Annotated in this window: 15 protein-coding genes; 3 read left to right on the top strand and 12 right to left on the bottom strand. The window is 59.5% G+C overall.

Features of this window, described 5'->3' with window-relative positions; all coding sequences use genetic code 11:
* Positions 1-9 precede the first annotated feature (9 nt).
* The 8 genes from gltB to pilM form a co-directional block, all read right to left on the bottom strand.
* On the bottom strand, positions 10-4,452 hold the full coding sequence (gene gltB / locus FHJ80_RS00550) for a glutamate synthase large subunit (protein ID WP_139525131.1): 4,443 nt from the start codon (positions 4,450-4,452) through the stop codon (positions 10-12).
* Between the two features lie 455 nt (positions 4,453-4,907).
* Positions 4,908-6,011 carry a 3-dehydroquinate synthase gene (aroB, locus tag FHJ80_RS00545; RefSeq protein ID WP_139525130.1) on the bottom strand — a complete coding sequence of 368 codons (1,104 nt, stop codon included), beginning with the start codon at positions 6,009-6,011 and terminating at the stop codon, positions 4,908-4,910.
* Positions 6,008-6,574: a shikimate kinase AroK gene (gene aroK, locus FHJ80_RS00540; protein WP_139525129.1), complete on the bottom strand. Its 567-nt coding sequence runs from the start codon at positions 6,572-6,574 to the stop codon at positions 6,008-6,010. The genes aroB and aroK overlap by 4 nt, the downstream gene beginning before the upstream one ends.
* The gene (gene pilQ / locus FHJ80_RS00535; RefSeq protein ID WP_139525128.1) at positions 6,574-8,637 is read right to left on the bottom strand and encodes a type IV pilus secretin family protein; all 2,064 of its coding nucleotides are present in this window, start codon (positions 8,635-8,637) and stop codon (positions 6,574-6,576) included. The genes aroK and pilQ overlap by 1 nt, the downstream gene beginning before the upstream one ends.
* 55 nt (positions 8,638-8,692) lie before the next feature.
* Entirely contained in the window at positions 8,693-9,211 is a 519-nt protein-coding gene (locus FHJ80_RS00530; RefSeq protein WP_139525127.1) for a pilus assembly protein PilP, read from the bottom strand.
* Positions 9,208-9,855 (bottom strand): type 4a pilus biogenesis protein PilO, encoded by a 648-nt coding sequence (locus FHJ80_RS00525; RefSeq protein ID WP_139525126.1) that lies wholly within the window; start codon positions 9,853-9,855, stop codon positions 9,208-9,210. The genes FHJ80_RS00530 and FHJ80_RS00525 overlap by 4 nt, the downstream gene beginning before the upstream one ends.
* Complete coding sequence (locus FHJ80_RS00520) at positions 9,852-10,421, bottom strand: PilN domain-containing protein (RefSeq protein WP_139525125.1); 570 nt, start codon at positions 10,419-10,421, stop codon at positions 9,852-9,854. The genes FHJ80_RS00525 and FHJ80_RS00520 overlap by 4 nt, the downstream gene beginning before the upstream one ends.
* Positions 10,418-11,479 carry a type IV pilus assembly protein PilM gene (gene pilM / locus FHJ80_RS00515; RefSeq protein WP_139525124.1) on the bottom strand — a complete coding sequence of 354 codons (1,062 nt, stop codon included), beginning with the start codon at positions 11,477-11,479 and terminating at the stop codon, positions 10,418-10,420. Before pilM ends, FHJ80_RS00520 begins: the two co-directional genes overlap by 4 nt.
* A 193-nt stretch (positions 11,480-11,672) precedes the next feature.
* On the opposite strand from pilM, the gene FHJ80_RS00510 reads away from it, so the two are divergent.
* Positions 11,673-14,201: a penicillin-binding protein 1A gene (locus FHJ80_RS00510; RefSeq protein ID WP_139525123.1), complete on the top strand. Its 2,529-nt coding sequence runs from the start codon at positions 11,673-11,675 to the stop codon at positions 14,199-14,201.
* An 81-nt stretch (positions 14,202-14,282) separates the two neighbouring features.
* Here the strand turns inward: FHJ80_RS00510 and FHJ80_RS00505 are convergent, their stop codons facing one another.
* From FHJ80_RS00505 to lhgO, 4 genes are all read right to left on the bottom strand, one after another.
* Positions 14,283-16,295, bottom strand: coding sequence for a TRAP transporter permease (locus FHJ80_RS00505; protein WP_139525122.1), 2,013 nt, complete (start codon positions 16,293-16,295; stop codon positions 14,283-14,285).
* Positions 16,296-16,399: 104 nt separating this feature from the next.
* Positions 16,400-16,894, bottom strand: a complete 495-nt coding sequence (locus tag FHJ80_RS00500; RefSeq protein WP_139525121.1) for a DUF1850 domain-containing protein — start codon at positions 16,892-16,894, stop codon at positions 16,400-16,402.
* 18 nt (positions 16,895-16,912) lie between these two features.
* Complete coding sequence (locus tag FHJ80_RS00495; RefSeq protein ID WP_139525120.1) at positions 16,913-17,872, bottom strand: TAXI family TRAP transporter solute-binding subunit; 960 nt, start codon at positions 17,870-17,872, stop codon at positions 16,913-16,915.
* A gap of 155 nt (positions 17,873-18,027) precedes the next feature.
* Positions 18,028-19,221, bottom strand: a complete 1,194-nt coding sequence (lhgO, locus tag FHJ80_RS00490) for an L-2-hydroxyglutarate oxidase (protein ID WP_139525119.1) — start codon at positions 19,219-19,221, stop codon at positions 18,028-18,030.
* A 111-nt stretch (positions 19,222-19,332) separates the two neighbouring features.
* Between lhgO and csiR the strand changes: the two genes are divergently transcribed.
* Together csiR and FHJ80_RS00480 are read left to right on the top strand one after the other, a co-directional pair.
* Positions 19,333-20,022 (top strand): DNA-binding transcriptional regulator CsiR, encoded by a 690-nt coding sequence (gene csiR / locus FHJ80_RS00485; RefSeq protein ID WP_139525118.1) that lies wholly within the window; start codon positions 19,333-19,335, stop codon positions 20,020-20,022.
* An 84-nt stretch (positions 20,023-20,106) separates the two neighbouring features.
* Complete coding sequence (locus FHJ80_RS00480) at positions 20,107-21,285, top strand: acyl-CoA dehydrogenase (RefSeq protein WP_139525117.1); 1,179 nt, start codon at positions 20,107-20,109, stop codon at positions 21,283-21,285.
* Positions 21,286-21,308: the final 23 nt, after the last annotated feature.

Here is a 21,308-nt window from a genome sequence, read left to right as displayed (position 1 = left end):
CGCTGACGGTTATTGCGGCTGACGCCGAGACTGATCCAGCAGACTACCCAGACTGGCCGCTTTTGGCTTCACTAGCCAGAAGTGGCGCGCGTAGTCGCTAAAGTCTTCCAGAATCGCCGCACCGCGTGCGGAACCCGTCGCGGCCACGTAGGCCTCGATCATTTCCCGCAGGTGGCGACGGTAGGCTTCCATCGCTTCGGTGTTGACCCGGTGAATTTCGACCAGCTCGTGGTTGTACTTGTCCACGAAGGTCCGGTCTTCATCGAGCACGTAGGCAAAGCCACCGGTCATGCCCGCCCCAAAGTTAACGCCGGTTTCACCCAGCACGCAGACCAAACCACCGGTCATGTACTCACAGCAGTGGTCACCCGCGCCTTCGATCACGGCCGTGGCGCCGGAGTTACGTACCGCAAAGCGCTCGCCAGCGGTACCGGCGGCAAACAGCGTGCCACCCGTAGCCCCATAGAGGCAGGTGTTGCCGATAATGGCCGTTTTGTGGCTCTCGAACTGGCTGACCTTGGGCGGCACGATGACGATGCTGCCGCCGTTCATGCCTTTACCGACGTAGTCGTTGGCATCACCTTCCAGGAAGAGGTTCAGACCACGGGCGTTCCACACGCCGAAGCTTTGGCCCGCCACACCGATAAAGCGCGCCGTCACCGGTGCGGCTTCGAGCCCCTCTTCACCGTAACGCTTGGCAATGGCACCGGAGGTGAGCGCCCCGACGCTGCGGTCGCAGTTGGTGATGGTGAAGTCGAAGGTGCCACCTGACTGAGACTCGATGGCTTCTTTCAGCGCCGCCAGCACTTCCTGGTTCTTGGCACCCGGGTCGTGGGGCACGTTGCGGCTCACTTCACAGAACTGAGGCGCATCCGCAGGCACGAAGTCGTTCGCCAACAGCGGCATTAAATCCAGCTTGCGCTGTGATGCCGTGTTGCCCTCCAACACTTCCAGCAGGTCCGTGCGGCCAATCAGGTCGGTGAGCTTGCGAACGCCCAGCATGGCCATCAGCTCGCGTACTTCTTCGGCAATAAAGCGGAAGTAGTTCTTCACCATATCCACGGTGCCGCGGAAGTGCTCGCCGCGCAGGAAGTCGTCCTGGGTCGCCACACCGGTGGCACAATTGTTCAGGTGGCAAATACGCAGGTATTTACAGCCCAGCGCCACCATCGGCGCGGTACCAAAACCGAAGCTCTCGGCCCCCAGAATCGCCGCTTTGACGACGTCAAGACCGGTTTTCAGGCCACCGTCGGTTTGTAGGCGGATTTTGTCCCGCAGGCCGTTGATGCGAAGCGCCTGATGCACCTCCGGCAGGCCCAGCTCCCAAGGAGAACCGGCGTGCTTGATGGAGGTGAGCGGGCTAGCCGCGGTGCCGCCGTCGTAGCCAGACACGGTGATCAAGTCCGCATAGGCTTTGGCGACGCCGGTGGCAATGGTGCCGATCCCTGGCTCGGAGACGAGTTTCACCGAGACCTGCGCGTCTGGGTTGACCTGCTTGAGGTCAAAGATCAGCTGCGCCAAGTCTTCGATGGAGTAAATATCGTGGTGTGGCGGCGGCGAAATCAACGTGACGCCGGGCACCGAGTAGCGCAAGCGGGCAATCAGCTGATTGACCTTGCCGCCCGGCAGCTGGCCGCCTTCACCGGGCTTCGCGCCCTGAGCCACCTTAATCTGCAGCACGTCGGCATTGACCAGGTAAGCTGGCGTAACACCGAAACGACCTGAGGCGATCTGTTTGATCTTCGAGCTGCGAATGGTGCCGTAACGGGCCGGGTCTTCGCCACCTTCACCGGAGTTGGAGCGACCGCCCGCCTCGTTCATGGCCTGTGCCAGCGCTTCGTGCGCTTCGGGCGACAGTGCGCCCAGCGACATACCGGCACTATCGAAACGCGGAATCAGCGCTTCGATGGGCTCGACCTCTTCCAGCGGCACGGGCGACTCAGAAGGCTTGAGCGTCAGCAGGTCACGAATGGTGGCCACGGGACGTTCATTCACGAGTTGCGCAAATTTCTTCCACTTGGTGTAGCTGCCCTCTTGCACGGCGGCTTGTAGCGACTTCACCACATCCGGGTTGTAGGCGTGATACTCATGGCCGTGCACGTATTTGAGCATACCGCCTTGGGAGATACCTTTGCGGGGAATCCACGCCTCTTTGGCTAGTAGCTCTTGCTGAAGCTGGAGCTCGGCGAAGCCGGTGCCTTGAATACGCGACGCCATGCCCACGAAGCAGGTCTCCATGACCTCGTTCGACAGACCGACGGCCTCGAACAGCATGGAGCCACGATAGGAGGCCAGCGTCGAAATGCCCATCTTCGAAAGGATCTTGAAGAGCCCCTTCTGCAGGCCTTTACGGTAATTCTCGCGGGCGTCTGCCGGGTTGCCAGTCAGCTCCCCGGTGCGGTGCATATCCGCCATGACCTGATACGCCAGCCATGGGTAGACCGCTGTCGCGCCCACCCCGAACAGCACCGCCATCTGGTGCGCATCGCGGGCATAGCCAGTCTCGACCACGATGTTGGCATTGGGGCGTAGCGCCAGGCGGCCCAGGTGGGAATGCACCGCACCCACGGCCAGCGCTGCCTGAATGGGCAGCTGGCCTTTGGGCAGCTCCGCATCGCTGAGCACCAGAATCACTTTACCCGCTTTTACCTGCGCTTCGGCTTCTTGGCACAGCGCGGTAATCGCCTGCTGCAGGCTGGTCTGCTCTGGGTCGTACCCTAGCGGCAGCATGTGGCTAGCAAAGGCCGGATCGTCCTGGCTCACCAGGGCGGTGAATTTACGCGGCGAGAGCACCGGCGTGGTCAAAATCAAGCGATGGGCGTGTTCCGGTGTGGCCTTGAAGACGTTCAGCTCCGCGCCACAGCAGGTTTCCAACGACATCACAATCGCTTCGCGCAGCGGGTCGATCGGCGGGTTGGTGACCTGGGCAAACTTCTGCCGGAAGTAGTCGGTGAGCAGGCGCGGGCGGCTCGACAGTACCGCCATCGGCGTATCGTCGCCCATGGAGCCCACCGCCTCCTGGCCGCTCTCCGCTAGCGGGCGCAGTACCTGGTCGCGCTCTTCGAACGTTACCTGGAACATCTTCTGCTGCACGTTCAGCGCATCCGTGTCCATCGTTTGGAAGCGCGCCAGTTCGGTCAGCGCCGACTCCAGGTAGTTCGCTTCCTGCTTCAGCCAGCGCTTGTAGGGGTATGCGGACTTCAGGCGATCATCGATGTCCTGAGTGTGCAGCACTTCACCCGTTTGGGTATCGACGGCCAGCATCTGGCCGGGGCCGACGCGGCCTTTTGCCACCACGTCTTCCGGCTTGTAGCCGTAGGTGCCGATTTCGGAGGCCAAGGTGATGTAGCCGTTCTTGGTAATCACCCAGCGCGCGGGGCGCAGGCCGTTACGGTCCAGCATACAGACCGCTTGGCGACCATCGGTCATGACCACGCCCGCAGGACCGTCCCATGGCTCCATGTGCATGGAGTTGTACTCGTAGAACGCGCGTAGCTCGGCGTCCATGGTTTCGACGTTTTGCCAGGCGGGCGGCACCATCATGCGCACGGCGCGGTGTAGCTCCATACCGCCGGTCAGCAGCACTTCCAGCATGTTATCCATACTGGAGGAGTCGGAGCCGGTGGTGTTGACGATTTCGTCTAGTTTGGCGATATCCGGCAGACGCTCATTGACGAAGTTTGCCTTACGCGAGTTCGCCCAGCCGCGGTTGGCTTCGATGGTGTTGATCTCGCCGTTGTGCGCCAGCAGGCGGAACGGCTGTGCCAACGGCCAGCGCGGTGCGGTGTTGGTCGAGAAGCGCTGATGGAAGACGCAGATGGCGGTTTCCAGGCGTGGGTCGTTCAGGTCTTTATAGAAGGCCGGCAGATCTTCCGGCATGACCAGGCCTTTATAGGAGACCACTTCGGTGGAGAGCGACGCCACGTAAAAGTCTTCGTCGCTGCGCAGCGCCTGCTCGGCGTAGCGGCGACCCATGAAAAGATCGACATCGAAATTGTCGCTGCTGCCGGGGGCAACGAACAGCTGCTCGATACGCGGCAGGCAGTCCAGCGCCATGGGGCCACAGACACTCGAGTCCGTGGGCACTACGCGCCAGCCCAGCACGTCCAAACCGCGTGCGCTTAACTCAGCCACCAGCGTCTCTTTGGCTTTGGCGGCACGCGCATCGTCGTTGGGTAAAAACACCGACCCCACCGCGAAGCGCTCGCCCAGCTCTACATCGAGCGACTCTTTAGCAGCAGCACGCATGAACTGTGCGGGCATCTTTAGCAGCAGGCCACAACCGTCGCCGGTTTTACCATCTGCCGCGATGCCACCGCGGTGGGTCATGCAAGTCAGTGATTCGATAGCCGTTTTCAGCAAGTCGTGGCTGGCCTGCCCTTCCATGTGGGCAATAAGGCCAAAGCCGCAGTTATCGCGAAACTCGCCTGGCTGGTGAAGACCTCTATTCATGGGCGTGCCTCTAGTCAGCGTATTTTGTAAGCAGCGTTTTTATGGTATTATTACGGGTTTTTCTTTTTTTATGGCTCTTGTTACCCGCCCAAAATAGGGTGTTTTCCGCATTCGCTGCTGCAAGAAAATGGTCGCTCAGCATAGCGATTTGCCACCGCGTAGCGCAATCGCTCGACACTCGCCAATCGTCAAAAACCCTCGCCAAATCCCGTAGTTGCACTACCGTTCAATAAAAAAACAGTTATACTTCAACGGCTTGCAGGCTAAAGAAACGGTATTTTAACGACCAACATAGAACACTAGACTTTAGTCTAGTTTTCACCAAAAACCCCATGCCGATAGCGCATAAGGCATACGGATATCACTAGCCAGCAGCCACTTCGGCGCCTTCTAGGCAAACAAAACCCGCCTGTTTCGAAGCGGGTTCCAAGCGGGTGCGCTTACGGGTGATTCCCCTAGCCGCGCGGATAACCATCGAGTAGCTGTCTCAACGTCTCGATAGGCGTGGCATCGCTAACGCAGGCATCGCCCAAGTCGTTCAGTAGCACCAGACGCAGACGCGCGTCCACGTTCTTTTTATCCAGCCGCATTCGTGTCAAGAAGTCATCCGACGACATGCCCATTGGCGCAACAAGCGGAAGGCCCGCGCTTTCGATCACCGCTTTCGTGCGCTCTAAGGCATCAGCGCTGATCCACCCCAACTGGTGGGAGAGCGTGGCGGCCATCGCCATGCCGGCCCCTACGGCTTCGCCGTGCAGCCAGTTGCCGTAACCTTGATGCGCCTCGATGGCATGGCCAAAGGTGTGTCCTAGGTTCAACAGCGCACGTACGCCCTGCTCGGTTTCGTCTTCCGCCACGATATCGGCTTTGATCTGGCAGCTTTTGGCAATTGCATCTGCCACCACCTCGGGTTCGACGCGGCGCAGCGCCGCCATGTTCTGTTCCAGCCAAGCAAGGAAGGCGGCATCGCGAATGAAGCCGTACTTCACCACCTCCGCCAGCCCTGCAGAGAGCTCCCGCGCAGGCAGCGAGGTCAGCGTGGCGATATCCACTACCACGGCTCTGGGCTGCCAGAATGCGCCAATCATGTTCTTGCCCAGCGGATGGTTGACCCCGGTTTTACCGCCTACCGAGGAGTCCACCTGAGAAAGTAGTGTGGTGGGCACTTGAATGAACGCCACGCCGCGCTGATAGGACGCGGCCGCGTACCCCACCATGTCGCCAATCACACCACCTCCCAAGGCAATCAGGGTACAGCGGCGATTGAAGCCTGCCTCGAGCAGCGCATCCCAAATGCGCCCAACTTGTTCGATGGTTTTGTACTGCTCCCCATCCGGCAGCACCACGGTACGCACGTCGAGCCGCTCGGGCAGCGACGCCTGCAGCGTCTGCAAATAGTGCCGGGCCACCGTCTCGTTGGTGACGATCATCACTTGGCTGCCCGCCAGATAAGGCACGAAGCTGTCTGCGCGTTGCAGCAGCCCTACGCCAATATGGATGGGGTAACTACGCTCGCCCAGATCGACGGTGAGCGTGCGTTGGGGGGCGTATTCGGTCATGGAGAAACCTTCTTCTGTGGGGCGCTGACAGCGTCCAACGGATCGATCAGGCGGTGTACGCGGCGCAATATCTCATTGACCACCGCACGCGGGCTGCGGCGGTCCGTCCGCACGGTAATGTCAGAGGTCGCACGATAAAGCGGATCGCGGGCGGCGAACATGTCGTTGAGCACCTGCTCGCGGTTCGCGCACTGCAACAGTGGACGATTGCGGTCTTTCGCGGTGCGCTTCAGCTGCTGTTCGACGGTGGTCATCAGGTAGATGACGGTGCCACGCTCGCGGAGCACCCGACGGTTCTCTTCTCGCAGTACCGCGCCACCACCCGTGGCAACGACCACCTCCGCTAGCTGGGTAAGCTCGTCGATCATCTGAATTTCACGCTGACGAAAACCTGGCTCGCCCTCGACGTCAAAGATCCAGGGAATATCGGCACCACAACGATCCTGTATGGCGTGGTCGCTATCGTAAAATGGGCGCGATAGCTCCCCTGCCAACAGGCGACCTATCGTGCTCTTGCCAGCCCCCATGGGGCCTATTAAAAAAAGATTGGGTAAATCCTGCATCAGCGAACCGCCAAACCATCGTCAAGTAGTCGTGGAGTAATAAAGACCAGTAACTCTACCTTTTCATTGCTCTCTTCGGTATAGCGAAAGAGTCGACCCAGCACGGGCAGGTCGCCTAATAGCGGCGTTTTCGCCATCTGGCTGAGCTGCTCTGTGGTCAAAATACCGCCCAATACCACCGTCTGACCATTATCCACCAGCACTTGGGTTTCGATTTGGTTGGTATCGATGGGCGGCTCGCCGCCAAACTCACTCTCTCGAAAGCTATCGTTCTTGATCACCAGATCCATGATGATGCGATTGTCTGGGGTGATTTGCGGCGTCACCTCCAGCGATAGCTCTGCCTCTTTAAATTCGGTGTCTGGGTTACCCTGCGCATCGACACTCTGAAATGCTCGCTCTTCGCCCTGGCGAATGGTGGCCGTGCGCTGATTGGCCGTGATCACGCGAGGCTGTGAGATCGTCTGACTCTTCCCTTCACTCTCGAGCGCACGCAGTTCCAGGTCGAGAAGAATATCCCCCGACAAATAGCCAAAGCTGAAGCCGGTGTTGGCTGCCGCCGTGGACCCCAAATCCACCGCCAATCCCCCCTGGGCACGATTGATACCGTTGGGGTTGATATCCCGGCGTGAGAAAGTGCCGTCATCGTTTTCTAAAAAACCGCGAGTGCTGGAAACGCCCCAGTTCACGCCCAGCTCGCGAGAGGCGGTATCCCGTGCAATGACGATACGTGCTTCGATTTGCACCTGTCGCACCGCCACATCGAGACGGTCGAGAGTCCGCAAGATGTCGCGTACCTGAGCAGCGGTATCCTGAATCAGTAGCGTGTTGGTACGCTGATCGACGCTCACCCGACCACGCTCGGTCAGCAGACCGAAACCTTCTGCTCCGCGCAGCAGCTGTGCCAGGTCCTCGGCACGGGCGTATTTCACCTCGATGAACTCGGTCACCAGCGGTGCCAGCGTTTGCTGCTGGTTGCGCGCTTCGATCTCCTGGCGTTCGATGTCTGCCAACTCACCCGCAGGTGCCACGACGATCACGTTCCCCTGCTCACGGCTTGAGAGCCCCTGGCTTTGCAAAATCAGCGCCAGGGCTTGGTCCCAGGGCACGTCGTTGAGATTGAGTGTCACACGCCCCGTCACACTGTCGCTCGCCACCAAGTTCAAGCCGGTAAATTCGGCCAGCGTGGCCAGCACTGCGCGCACTTCGATATCTTGGAAATTGAGGCTCAAGCGATCACCGGTAAAACTCTCGCCCTGACGCTCACGCTCTTGCTGGCTGGCCTGGCTCACCGGCTGCACTTCGACGGTGAGCGTGCGTCCGCTTTGCGATGAGACCATGGCGTAGGGGCCGTTGGTTTGCAGCTCCAGTAGTGTATCGCGCTGCCCGGAACGGGGCGTAATACGGGTAATCGGCGTGGCAAAGTCGGTTACGTCGTAGATTTGGTTGAGCGCATCGGGAATGTCCACATCGCGGAGTTCAGCCATGACCACGCCGCCACTGCCTTCGCGCACCTGTGTCACCACACCTTCCCGGTCGAAGGTGACCAGCAAACGGCCAGCCCCATCGTCCCCTCGGCGAAAATCGATATTGGTGACGCGTGGGCCTTCAGACGTTTCCAAGCCACTATCGACCGATGGCGGCGCTGCGCTGCTCAAGGCCACGCGCTCGGACGTTGGGACGTCCCCAGCACTCTCCAAGGTAATTCGTAGCTGATCGCCTTCCACGCGGGAGGTGTACTCGAGCGGTTGGCGTAAGTCGACCACCAGACGCGTTCGGCCATTTCCTTCCAATGCAGTAATCTTCTCGACGCCTGCGCGATCGACGTTGATCCGCCGCTGGGGCAAGCCACTTTGGGTATCAGCCAGATCCAGCGCTAAGCGGGGCGGCGCGTCCAAACGATAGCCTCGCAGTTCGGCCACACCGCCGCTAAATTGCAAGAGCAGCTCGACCTCACCGCTGTCGGTTTGGCGCACGTCCAAGTCGGTTAGCACAGACCCAAAGGCAAAAGTCGGCAACAGAGCTAACAGTGATAGCGTAATTCGACGAAGCGTGACGGCCATAGATATCATCCGGTAACGAGTCAATGTAGTGTACTGCCGAGTAGCGTGGGGCTAGCTACTCCTTTAGCGTGAGCGTTGCCTCGCGCTCTTGCCAACCTAACTGCTGATGTAACGTGCGTTCGGTGATGCGCACTTCTTGCGGACTGATCGTGGTCACCTGCCCGAAATCGGTGCCTAGGTAGTTGCCCTCGCGCACGCTAGTGACGCTACCATCTGGCGCGCTGATCAGTGCCACCTGCTGCCCGCCCATCCGCAGCGTGCCCACCAAACGCAGGCTTTGCAGCGGGAACTGCTCTAACGGCTCGGTCTTTCGCTGCTGGTCGGGGGCCAGGGCGCTTGCAAAGACGGCCGCCGCCTCGGTCGCTCGCACGCTCTCAGGAGCGAGGAACGGACTGCGGGCATCACTATAGCGGTACTCTATCGGCTGGTAGTCGGGGATCGTTGGAATGGCGACCGGCGGCTGTCCCGCTGGGGCGCGCCGAATCTCGTCCAACACCGACGCTAGCTGGCCAAGGTTGGCATCACTACAACCCGCGAGAAGGGCCATTACGCCAAAAGTGAGTAAACGCTTCATGGTACGGGCGCCTCCCCGTCTGCTGCATCTATATAGCTATAGGTGCGAGCGACCAATGACATACGCAGCGACTCACCGCTCTGCTCGGCCGGTGAGAGCGCGATATCGTGCTGGGTCACGATACGTGCCAACTGACTAATGTCGGCCACGAAGTGCGCCAGCTCGTGATAGCCGCCGCGCACCTGAATATCCAGCGGGTGCTCCACGTAGTGCGTATTTCGCACGGTGGGGCGCAGGCGAATCGTTTCGATACTCAAGTCATTATCCAGCGCTGCCTCGCTAATGCTATCCAATAACGAGGGAATTTCGGCACTGGTGGGCAGCATGGAGCGCATAGTGGTCATCTGCTCTTCGAGCGCGATGAGTTGGTCCCGCACTTCGGGCAAAAAGGCCGCTTCAGAGACTTTGCTACGATACTCGTTCAGAAGACGCGCCTCTTGGCGCTGCGCCGCTTCCAGTTCGATGCGCTTTTCGCTCACCAACCACCAGCTCAGTCCGCCCAAGGCTACGCAAAACGCTAGCGCGCCACACAGCACCTTGAGTAGCACGGGCCACTCGCCCGCTTCTTTGACATCCAGCGACTGCCAATCCAGCGTTTTCAATCGCTGCCACTCATCCCGCCAGCGCTCGCGCCCCCCTATCATGGCGACTCCTCCCCGTCACCACTCTCTCTCAGCGACGACTGCACCACTTCGAACTGGAACAAGCGACTATTGCCATCTTGCCCGCTGGTCACCTCCGACAGTAGCGGCACTCCTAGCCCAGGCATACTGGCAATCTGACGCAGCTGATCGGATACCTGACGTTCGCTGCCCGCCATGGCCGATACGCTTACCTGCTCGCCGTTACGGGTCAGCCGCTGATACACCACGCCGTCTACCGCGCTTGCAGCGATATCGTTGAACAGTTGCACGGTACTCACCCGCTCGGCCTGCAGCGTGTTGAACAGCGCCAACTGCTCGCCTAGTCGCTCGGCGGTTTGTTGATAGCGCTGCACATCGGCAATTTCGTTATTCAGGCGCTCGATGTGCTGGGTGATATAGGCGTTACGCTGCTGCTGAGCGGCGAGCTTCTGCTGGTAAAGCTGAGCGACCCCCAGGCCCAGCGCAACCCCGGCGATCAGCATCAGCACGACGACCCCGTAAAAACGGCGGGTGCGTTTCTCCCGACGCGCCTCCCGCCAGGGAAGCAGGTTGATATTAATGCTCATAGTCCAACCCTCATCGCCAAACCGCCCGCGGTGAGCATGGCTGGAGCATCGTTCGTCAAACCTTCCATATTGAGGCGCTTATTGACCCGCATACGCTGAAACGGATTGGCGATGGTCACCGACATACCGCTATCGTCGGCGATGCGCTCGGCCAAGCCGGGAATGACGCTCGAGCCGCCGGCCAGTACGATGTGCTGCACTTCGTGCTGGCGCCCGGCGGTATAATAGAGCTGCAGGGAGCGCCCCACCTGTTGCACGACGGTTTCCAGGAACGGATTGAGCACTTTCTCGTGGTAATCCTCAGGCAGGCCGCCGCGCTTTTTGGCAAAGCCCGCCTCTTCGTTACTCAAAGAGTAATGGTCGCGAATCGCGTCGGTGAGCTGGCGACCGCCAAACACCGTGTCCCGGCTGTAGACGATGTGACCTCCACGCACGACGTGAAAGGCGTTCATGTTCGCACCAATATCCACTAGCCCTACGCAGGCGTTGGGGTCGCTGTCGACGTTGAGCTGACGACGCAGCTCGGCCAGCGAGCGCTCCATGGCGAAGGTTTCCACGTCCACCGCCGCAGGCTCCAATCCGGCACGCTCCAAGGTTTCGGTGAGCTGTGACACATCCTGCTGGCGGCAAGCCACCAAAATGACCTGCTGCTGCTCGTCATCGAAGGGCGCAGGGCCCAGGCAGTGGAAGTCGAACGCCACTTCATTGAACGGAAATGGAATATGCCGGTCTGACTCGGCGATTATGCGCTCTTCGATCTCGTCTTCGCTCAGCGAGACGGGAAACTGAAGCGTTTTGGTAATGGCAGCGCTGGCCGGAACGGCCACGGCAGCTTTACGCGTTGAGGGTTTGGCGTGTTCGACGGCGCGACTCAGCATGTTGGCCACATCGTTCATATCTCGAATACGGCGTTCGACCACCGCACCTTCGCGAAGCGGGCGCACGGCGTAGCTCTCGACTTGGTAATTATCGTTGCACCGTTTGAGTTCGAGTAGCTTGACGGTCGCCGAGGTAATATCGACACCAATCAACCCTTTACTGGGTGTTAGTAAACGCATGTTGAGTTCGGCTCCGCCTGCCTATCGTGCGAGTTTCGAGGTTACATGATTTTTAGTTAAGGCACACGCCAATGCCTCTACGCCATATCAACACTGGTGGCCGCTGCCTCCCCTTCCTATAATGGCAGCCACTTGCGCGCCATGGCGTTAATACTGCCCTGGCTACTCCTCTTTTTACGGGTGCCCACTGTTCATGACGTTTTTACGGACTCTTGTGCTGTCACTATTTTCACTGGTCGTTGCGCTCTCGGGTGCGGTCATACTGGCGGTGATCGGTGCGGCGATCTATTTTTCGCCGGGCCTGCCCGACGTGCGTCAGCTGCAGGATTTCGAACTGCACACGCCACTACGGATTTTTACCAACGACGGCAAGCTGATCGGCGAATTCGGTGAAGAGCGCCGCGTGGCGATCGACTTCGATGACATTCCCCAAGACATGATCAACGCGCTGATTGCTGCCGAAGACGCCAGTTACTTCGATCATGCAGGCGTCGACCCGCGCGGCTTGGCGCGCGCGGCGGTCGAGCTGGTTCAGAGTGGCGGCACCATTCAATCGGGGGGTTCCACCATCACCATGCAGGTCGCACGTAACTACATGCTGACCCTCGACCAGACGTTCACACGGAAAATTCGCGAGATTCTGCTGGCCTTACAGATGGAGCAGATTCTCGACAAAGAGGAGATCTTCGAACTTTACGTCAATAAGATTTTTCTAGGTAACCGTGCTTATGGCATTGCCGCTGCCGCCGAGACCTATTACGACAAGCCACTCGCCGAGCTGAGCCTAGCGGAAACCGCCATGATTGCCGGACTGCCCAAAGCCCCCTCGGCGTTCAACCCACTGGCCAACTCCGAGCGTTCGCTGATTCGTCGCAACTGGATCCTATTCCGCATGCGCGAGCTTGGGTATATCGATAACGATACCTATCAAAGTGCCGTTCAGGCCCCAGTCACCGCACGCCGCCACTACACCCAAACCGAGGTGGATGCCGCCTACGTGGCAGAGATGGCACGCCAATACGCCATCGAGCGCTTTGGTGATACCGCCTATACCGGTGGCTACCGCATTTACACCACCATCGATAGCGAACTGCAGCCGTTTGCCCGTCAGGCGCTGGCCAATGGCCTGATCGCTTACGACTTACGCCATGGCTGGCGGGGTGCCGAGCAAGAGGACATTGCCCCCAGCTTGGTCGAAGCCCAAGAGCAGACCACTACCCAGGGTTTGGAAGAGGAGCTGTCAGAGTCGCCGGAGATCCGCCAAACCGCTCGTCAGGCTGCCCAGCGTAGCCAAACCGAAGTCGAAGGCGTGGATGGCGATGTGAGCAACTGGCTTCAGGTACTGGAGCGTACGCCCAACTATGGCCTGCTGCAGCCTGCCATCGTGGTCGAGAGCAGTGGCCGTGAGATGCAGGTGCTGACTCGTGGCGGTGAGCTGCAAACGATTCCATGGAGTGGTCTTAGCTGGGCGCGCCCCTATTTGAGCCCGCGTAGCCGAGGGGCCGAACCGACCAATGCGGCACAGATTGCCGAACGGGGCGACCTCATCCGCGTCATCGAGAACGATGACGGCACACTGCGCCTTTCCCAACGTCCAGACGCCGAAGGCTCGCTGGTGGCGCAAGACCCACGCACCGGTGCGATTCTGGCGCTGCAGGGCGGCTTCGACTTCAACGCCAGCAAGTTCAACCGCGCCGTGCAAGCCCAGCGTCAGTCCGGCTCGATCTTCAAGCCGTTCATTTATCTCGCCGCCTTGCAAGATGGTGAAATGAACGCGGCGAGCGTGGTCAACGACGCGCCGGTGGTTTTGGATGATGGCAGCAATTCACTATGGCGCCCAGTCAACTCAAGCCGCGACTTCCAAGGTCCGATGCGCCTGCGCCCGGCGCTGGCACGCTCGCGCAACCTCGTCACCATTCGTGTGCTGCAAACCATGGGGCTCGACCACACGATCCAATATCTGGAAGGGTTCGGCTTCTCGCCGGAACGTCTGCCCCGCGGCCTGTCACTGGCCCTGGGTAGCGCCAGTCTCACCCCGATGGAGATGACCAACGCCTACGCGGTGATCGCCAACGGCGGCTTCCAAGTCTCGCCTTGGTTCATCGAGCGGGTGACCCGCGATGACGATAACGAAGTGATCGATGAAGCTACGCCGCAGGTTGCCTGCGTGAGTTGCGCCGAGGGCCAGGAAACCGTCGAGATCGATGGCAAGACCTACCCGATCGCCCCTCGTGTGGCCGACGCAGCAGCGGTATATATTCTGCGAGACATGCTGCGCGACGTCATTACCTCCGGTACGGGCCGAGGTGCACTGAGCCTAAACCGTGAGGATATCGTCGGTAAAACCGGTACGACCAACAGCCAGCGAGACGCCTGGTTTGCCGGTTTCAATAGCAATCTCGTCACCACGGTGTGGGTCGGTAAAGACAGCAACGACACCATTGCCGAGTATGGCGCGAATGCCGCTCTACCCATCTGGATCGACTTCATGGGCGATGCGCTCGAAGGAACCCCCTCTGCACTGCCAGAGCGTCCCGACACCATCGTCACCGCACGGGTGGACCCGGAGACGGGCCGTCGTTTACACGATGACCAACCGGGCGGCATGACCGAGCTGTTCCACAGAGACCATCTACCGGATTTCCAGCCTCGGCGCATTAGCCAAGAGCTTGAGGAAGCCAGTGGCTCGCAGGGGTCTGGCACGGCAGAGTCGATCTTCTAAATACGAACCGACGCTAAAACGTAAAAGCCCGGGAACGAATGTTCCCGGGCTTTTTTGGTGCTGCTTTTCTCCTAGGCAAAATCAACCGGCCACCGGCGTTGGCTCCCGTTTGCTCGCCTGCCAGTTAGCGGCGATGGCTACGACCATGACCGTGACGCCGGCCACCTCCGTCCACAAGCTTGGGTAGAACACACCGACAATGGCGCCACCAATGGCCAAACGAGGCAGCCAAGACATACGCGTGAACAGGTAGCCTTCTAGCGAGGCCGCGAACGCACATAGCGCCAGTAGCGCGATGACTGCATTCCATACCACCACGAGCACCGGCCCGCCAATGATGATCTCCGGATTGAAGACCATGAACAGCGGAATCAGGTAGAGCCCCTTGGCAAACTTCCACGCTTGGAAGCCCGTCTCCATGGGTTTACTGCCGGCAATGGCCGCCCCCGCAAACCCCGCCAGGGCAATCGGTGGCGTGACGTTGGAGTCCTGGGAGTACCAAAAAACCACCAAGTGAGCGATCAACAGCGGCACACCGAACTCGGCGGTCAGCGCCGGCCCCACCAGCACGATCAGAACGATGTAGCTGGCAGTGACCGGTAACCCCATCCCCAAAATTAGGCTCGCCAACAGCACCAACAGCAGTGCCAGCACCAGGTTGCCACCGGAGAACGCCAGCATCATAGAGGAGAACTTCAGACCCAGGCCGGTCAAACCGACCACGCCGACGATGATACCGGCGACAGCGCAAGCCATGGAGACCGCCACGGCATTGCGCGCGCCCAACTCTAATCCCTGGACCAGCTTCACGAGCCCTGCCCACACGACCGATTTCGTGCGCTCGACCGTGACAGGCTGCCCCTGTTTGGGTGCCACGAAGAAGTACCATAATGCATAGCGCAAGACGGCCACCGCCACCATGGTGACGACCGCGTAATACCCCACGCGCATGGGCGACATGCTCATGGCCAGCAGCCATACCAGCACCGCCAGCGGCAGGAGGAAGTGCCAGCCATCTTTCATGACTTGGCGCATTTGGGGCAGCTCGCTCTTGGCCATGCCCTGCATGCCTTGTTTCAAGGCAATGATGTGGACGAACAGATAGACCGTCGCAAAGTACATGATCGCCGGCAGAATGCTGATTTTGACGATCTCTAAATAAGGCGTATTGGTATATTCGGCAATCAAGAAGGCACCCGCGCCCATCAGCGGCGGCATGATTTGCCCGCCGGTGGAGGCGGCCGCTTCGATGCCCCCCGCCTGCTTCGGCTGGTAGCCTAGTTTCTTCATCAGCGGAATGGTGAACGCGCCGGTGGTGACCACGTTGGCAATGGCGCTGCCCGAAATCGATCCCATACCCGCCGAGGCCAGAACGGCCGCTTTGGCCGGACCGCCGCGCTGGCGTCCAGTGGCAGCGTAAGCCATATCGATGAAAAACTTACCGGCACCCGTACTTTCCAAAAAAGCACCGAAGAGGACGAAAATGAAGATATAGGTAGCGGCAACTCCCAGCGGCAGGCCAAAAATGCCCTCTTGGCCCAGGTAAAGCTGCCCGGCCACGCGGTCGAGGCTGTAACCACGGTGCTCCATGATGCCGGGCATCCACTCGCCAAGCCAGGGAAGCTCCCCACGGGGGCCGGCAAACGCATAAACGATAGCGAGCAAGCCAATCACCGTCATACCAAAACCCACCGCGCGGCGGCTGGCCTCGAGTACGGTGACCGTGGCAATACAGGCAACCAAAATATCGGTCTGGTTCCAGAACCCGGCGCGACTGAAGATGGCATCCAAGTTGAACACCAAGTAGCCACCCGTGATCAGCGCACCGGCAAAGAAGACCAGGTCGATTCCCCAGCCCACGATGCCGCGCTTACGATTTGGCCCAAAGGCCGGAAACATCAAAAAGGCCAATAGCATGATCAGCGCTAGGTGAATGCTGCGCTGATAAAATAGGCCCAGCGGCTGAATACCCGCCGAGTAGAGTTGGAATAACGACAGTCCCACCGCCACGATGGTGATACACCATAAAACGAAGCGGGGTTGAATCGCATTGCCGCCCGGCATCACAGTCGGCGGTGGCGTGGATTCGTTCATGAAGTCCTCGGAAGCATAAGCTAACTTTGGGGGTTAACACCCACTTAATTTTTATGAAAAGCGACATCGATCGGCGCACTTATGAGGTGTTTGGCTAACGACACTCAACGCGATGACAAGGCTATCGTGACGCGTTGGCCAGCCGCTCGCTCACTCAGGCTCACGGTGGGATGCTCGCCATCTGGCCACATGACGCGGTGATTGACGGCCGTCGAGCCGACCCGTAGTACGTAGCGATTGTTCGCCACTGGCTCGTCGATGGCATTGATCCAGTAACCGCCCTGGCCGTCCGACACCTGCTCGCCGCGCCCGAAAATGTGCCCAAGCCCAGCGGCAAAATCCGGTTGGTGGCTGCGCTCGAGCTGCATCGTGCCACCCGCGTTGCGGTAACAGTCCAACACCGTAAAGTGCTCGACAGAGTGCTGCCACTGGATGCACCAGCGGCTGCCCTGCGGCGCGGCTGCATCTACGAGCGTGTCGCCCTGCTCGGTCACGACCCGCAGATGCCAAGACGCAGTCGCCGAAGCGGGGGAGGCCCCCGCTTCGGCGAACAAACCACTCATCAGTAAGAGCGCCATCAGTCGTCGTTGCCACTGCATGGCACGGCTCCTAATGGGTTACGGACGCAGACGGTCCGGGATCTCAGCGCCAACTTCTTCGAAGTAGCGAAGCGCGCCCGGATGCAGCGGTACCGGCGTAGAGTTCATAGTGAACTCGATGGTGGTGTCATTGGCAGCCGGGTGGACAGCAATCAGCTCATCGGTGTTTTCGAACAGCAGCTGAGTCAACTGGTAGGCCAGCTCTTCGTCCATATCGGCGTTGACGACCAGCACGTTAGGGATACCGATGGTCTGTACCGCCTCGTCCATACCGTCGTACATGCCCGCCGCCAGCTCGTAAGGTGCAAAGACCGCTTCCTCTTCCTGAGCGTTGGCGATCTCTTCATCCGACAGGCTAATCAGGCGAATGTCGCGGGTCGCGGCGAGGTTGAGAATGGAGCTGGTGGGCGGCCCAACGCTCCAGAAACCGGCATCGATATCGCCATCACGAATGGCGTCAGCGGTTTCGTTGAAGTTAAGACGTTGGGGCGTGAAGTCTTCATAGCTCACGCCGTTGGCTTCTAGCAGAGCACGGGCGTTCAGCTCGGTGCCGCTACCCGGTGCGCCTACAGAGACACGCTTACCGGCCAGGTCGGCAATGCTCTGAATGTCAGACTCTGCCAGGGTGACGAGCTGCACGGCATTGGGATACACCGACGCCAGCGCGCGGGTGTTCTCGATCTGGCGGCCTTCGAAATCGCCGGTGCCGGTATAGGCTTGGTAGACCGTATCGGCCAACGCCAGCGCCATATCGGCGTCGCCACGCATGATCAAGCCCATGTTCTCGACCGAGGCGCCGGTCACTTCAGCCGTCGCTTGAGCACCTTCGATATGGTTGTTGATCATTTCGGCAAAGCCACCGCCGATGGGGTAGTAAACGCCGCCAGTACCGCCCGTGGCAATCGAGAGCTGCTGCGCGCTGGCAGGCAGCGCCACGGCGAGCATGGAGGCGGCGACGGTATATTTTAGAGTTCGCATGAGCGTTTCCTCCGTCCTACTTGGACTTATAGGTATGGTTGACGTAAAGGAGGTGTGAAGCCCCAGCCCCAGGCTGGTGTTGCCAGCCTTTGGAGCGGTGGACAGAAGTTAGCACGGCTGGCGCGTAAGATGCTAATCCAGCGCCATGCGGCATTTTATTTCAACAGCGCTTTGACGTGCTCGACGATATGCGCCCCGATAGGTAGCGCCGACGTGGCTGCCGGCGACGGTGCATTGCCAATGTTCACCGTGCGCTTGGTGTTCACGAACAAAAAGTCGTCCACCAGCTTGCCATCATTAGAGACCGCCTGGGCGCGCACCCCCGCGGGATAAGGCGTAAGATCGTCGAGCGTCAGGCTGGGACAGTACTTACGCACCAGCTCGAGATAGCCACGCTTGTAGAGCGAGTTCTTCATTTCGAAGAGCCCCGGCTTCAAGTGTTTACCTAACACCTTCAAGATACCAGGATGGGTGAACATCTGGCCCATGTCACTCAGCGACATGTCCTGTTTGCGGTAGCCCTCGCGTTTTAACGCCAACACGGCATTCGGCCCCACGGTGACCGTGCCATCGATCATCCGCGTCAGGTGCACGCCCAAGAACGGCATGGCAGGATCGGGAATAGGATAAATCAGATGGTTGACGATTTGGTTGTGGCGCTTGGGTAGCCGATAGTACTCACCGCGAAAGGGGCAAATCGTAAAGCCAGGGTCTTTGCCCAGCATGCGGATGACGCGATCGGCCATCAGTCCCGAGCAAGAGACGAGGTAACGACCGGTGAAAGCGCCCTTTTGGGTCGTCACCACTACCTCGTTGGTACGCTCTTCCAAACCGGTCACGCAGTGGTCAAAGCGGACCTCACCGCCAAGGCGGGTAAACTCCGCCGCCATGGCACGGGTCACCTCGGCGTAGTTCACAATGCCACTCGAAGGCACGTAAATCCCCGCCACGCCGGTGATATTGGGCTCACGCTCTTTGAGTGCCTCGGCCTCTAGCCATTCACGCTCAAGTCCGTTAGCGGCGGTGCGCTCCCACAGCGCCTCCATGCGCTGTTTTTCGAGTGCATTGGTGGCTACCAACAGTTTGCCGCAGATGTCGTAAGGTACGCCGTGCTGGTCGCAGAACGCCCGAGTAGCGCGATTGCCTTCCAAGCAGAACGTCGCTTTCAGGCTGCCCGGCGTATAGTAGACCCCCGCATGAATCACACCGCTATTGTGGCCGGTTTGATGCTGGGCCGCTCCCGACTCTTTCTCGATCACCAAAAGGCGCTTATCTGGGTACGCCTGCTGCAACTGCATGGCGGTGGAAAATCCCAAAATACCGCCGCCTACAATGATGAAATCCCACATGAATGTCGTTACCTGTGCCAAATTTTCAAAATTTATTGATAATAGCCGCTATTCAGCGTTGACCGCCACGCCCCTACATTGGTCTAAGCCATATTGGTTCAAGGAGTTCCCATGGAGCATGAAGCCCCGCGTCAAAACCTCGCGATGAGTGCTTACCAATCGCTCAAGCATGACATTATTCGCGGCCGCTACGCGCCTGAAGAGAAGCTCTTGATGAGCCGCTTGAAAGCGTATTACGGGGTGAGCACCGGACCGCTGCGCGAAGCACTTTCCCAGCTGGTGGCCGACCGTTTGGTGGTCGCGATCAGTCAGCGCGGCTACCGAGTGGCCGCCATGTCGCTGGCCGAGCTGAACGATATCTACGATGCCCGCGCCCAGTTGGAAGGGCTGATTTTGCGCTTGGCGATCGAGCGCGGCGATGACGATTGGGAAGCCAACGTGCTGGCGACCGCCCACCGGCTAGCCAAAGTGACCGAGGTAAGCTCCCCCGACGAGCTGCTGGATGGTTGGGATTTGCGCCACAAAGCGTTTCACACCGCCATCGCCAGCGGCTGTAACTCGCCGCACCTGCTGCAAATGCGCGACACCCTCTTCGATCAGGTGGAGCGCTACCGCCATTTATGGCTGCAAGAGACCGTCATGTCGCCTCAAGCCCTTGAAATCAAACGCCAAGAACACGCCGCGCTGGTGGACGTCATTCTTGCCCGCAATGCCGAACAGGCCGCTAACCTGATGCGCGACCACCTAATGACGCCAGTCCCCATCATTACCCGGGTACTCCAAGCCCGTGGCATCGATTAAAATCTTCGTTTTAAAAAAATGTAGAAATTTTTAAATAACGGCGATACATTGGGCGCAACACGATCATCTTTCGGAGTTCACGCCATGACACGCTTCAACTGGGACGACCCGCTTCTACTGGAAAGCCAGCTCACCGACGAAGAGCGCCAGATCCGCGATGCCGCTCATGACTACTGCCAGGAAAACCTGCAACCTCGGGTACTCAGCGCCTTCCGTGAAGAGCGTTTCGACCGCGAGATCATGAACGAGATGGGCGAGCTGGGTCTGCTAGGTGCCACGGTGTCTCCGGAATACGGCGGTGCGGGCGTCAACCATGTGGCTTATGGCCTAATCGCCCGCGAAGTAGAGCGTGTCGATTCCGGCTACCGCTCGGCCATGAGCGTCCAGTCGTCGCTGGTGATGTACCCCATCGAAGCCTACGGCTCCGAAGAGCAGAAGCATAAGTACCTGCCTAAGCTTGCCAGCGGCGAGATGGTCGGCTGCTTTGGCCTGACCGAACCCGACCATGGCTCCGACCCAGGCTCCATGATTACCCGTGCGGAAAAAGTCGATGGCGGTTACCGCCTGACCGGCGCGAAAATGTGGATCACCAACAGTCCGATTGCCGACATTGCCGTGGTATGGGCGAAATCTGCCGCCCACGACAACCAGATCAAAGGGTTCATCGTCGAGCGAGGCACCGAAGGCTTCTCCACCCCGAAAATCGAAGGCAAGGTCTCTCTGCGCGCCTCCATCACCGGCGAGATCGTGTTGGACAACGCTTTCGTTCCCGAAGAGAACCTGCTACCTAACGTGAGCGGCCTGAAAGGCCCCTTCGGCTGTTTGAACAAAGCCCGCTACGGCATCGCTTGGGGCGTGATGGGCACCGCCGAGTTCTGCTGGCACGCTGCCCGTAAGTACACCCTCGACCGTAAACAGTTTGGCCGCCCGCTGGCCGCCAACCAGCTGATCCAGAAGAAGCTGGCCGACATGCAGACCGAAATCACCCTGGGCTTACAAGCCGCTCTGCAGGTGGGCCGCCTGATGGACAGCGGTAACTGGGCGCCGGAAATGATCTCGCTGATCAAGCGCAACAACTGCGGTAAAGCCCTGGATATCGCTCGCGTGGCCCGCGACATGCACGGCGGGAACGGTGTCTCCGACGAGTACGGCGTGATTCGTCACATGGTGAACCTGGAGTCCGTGAATACCTATGAAGGTACTCATGATGTGCACGCCCTGATTTTGGGCCGCGCGCAAACCGGCATCCAGTCGTTCTTCTAAATTCGTAGCTACTCAGCGAGGCA

Origin of the sequence: Halomonas sp. BL6, from assembly GCF_006228115.1 — a bacterium.
GTDB lineage: Bacteria > Pseudomonadota > Gammaproteobacteria > Pseudomonadales > Halomonadaceae > Vreelandella > Vreelandella piezotolerans.
This window is presented reverse-complemented; position numbering and strand designations above follow the sequence as displayed.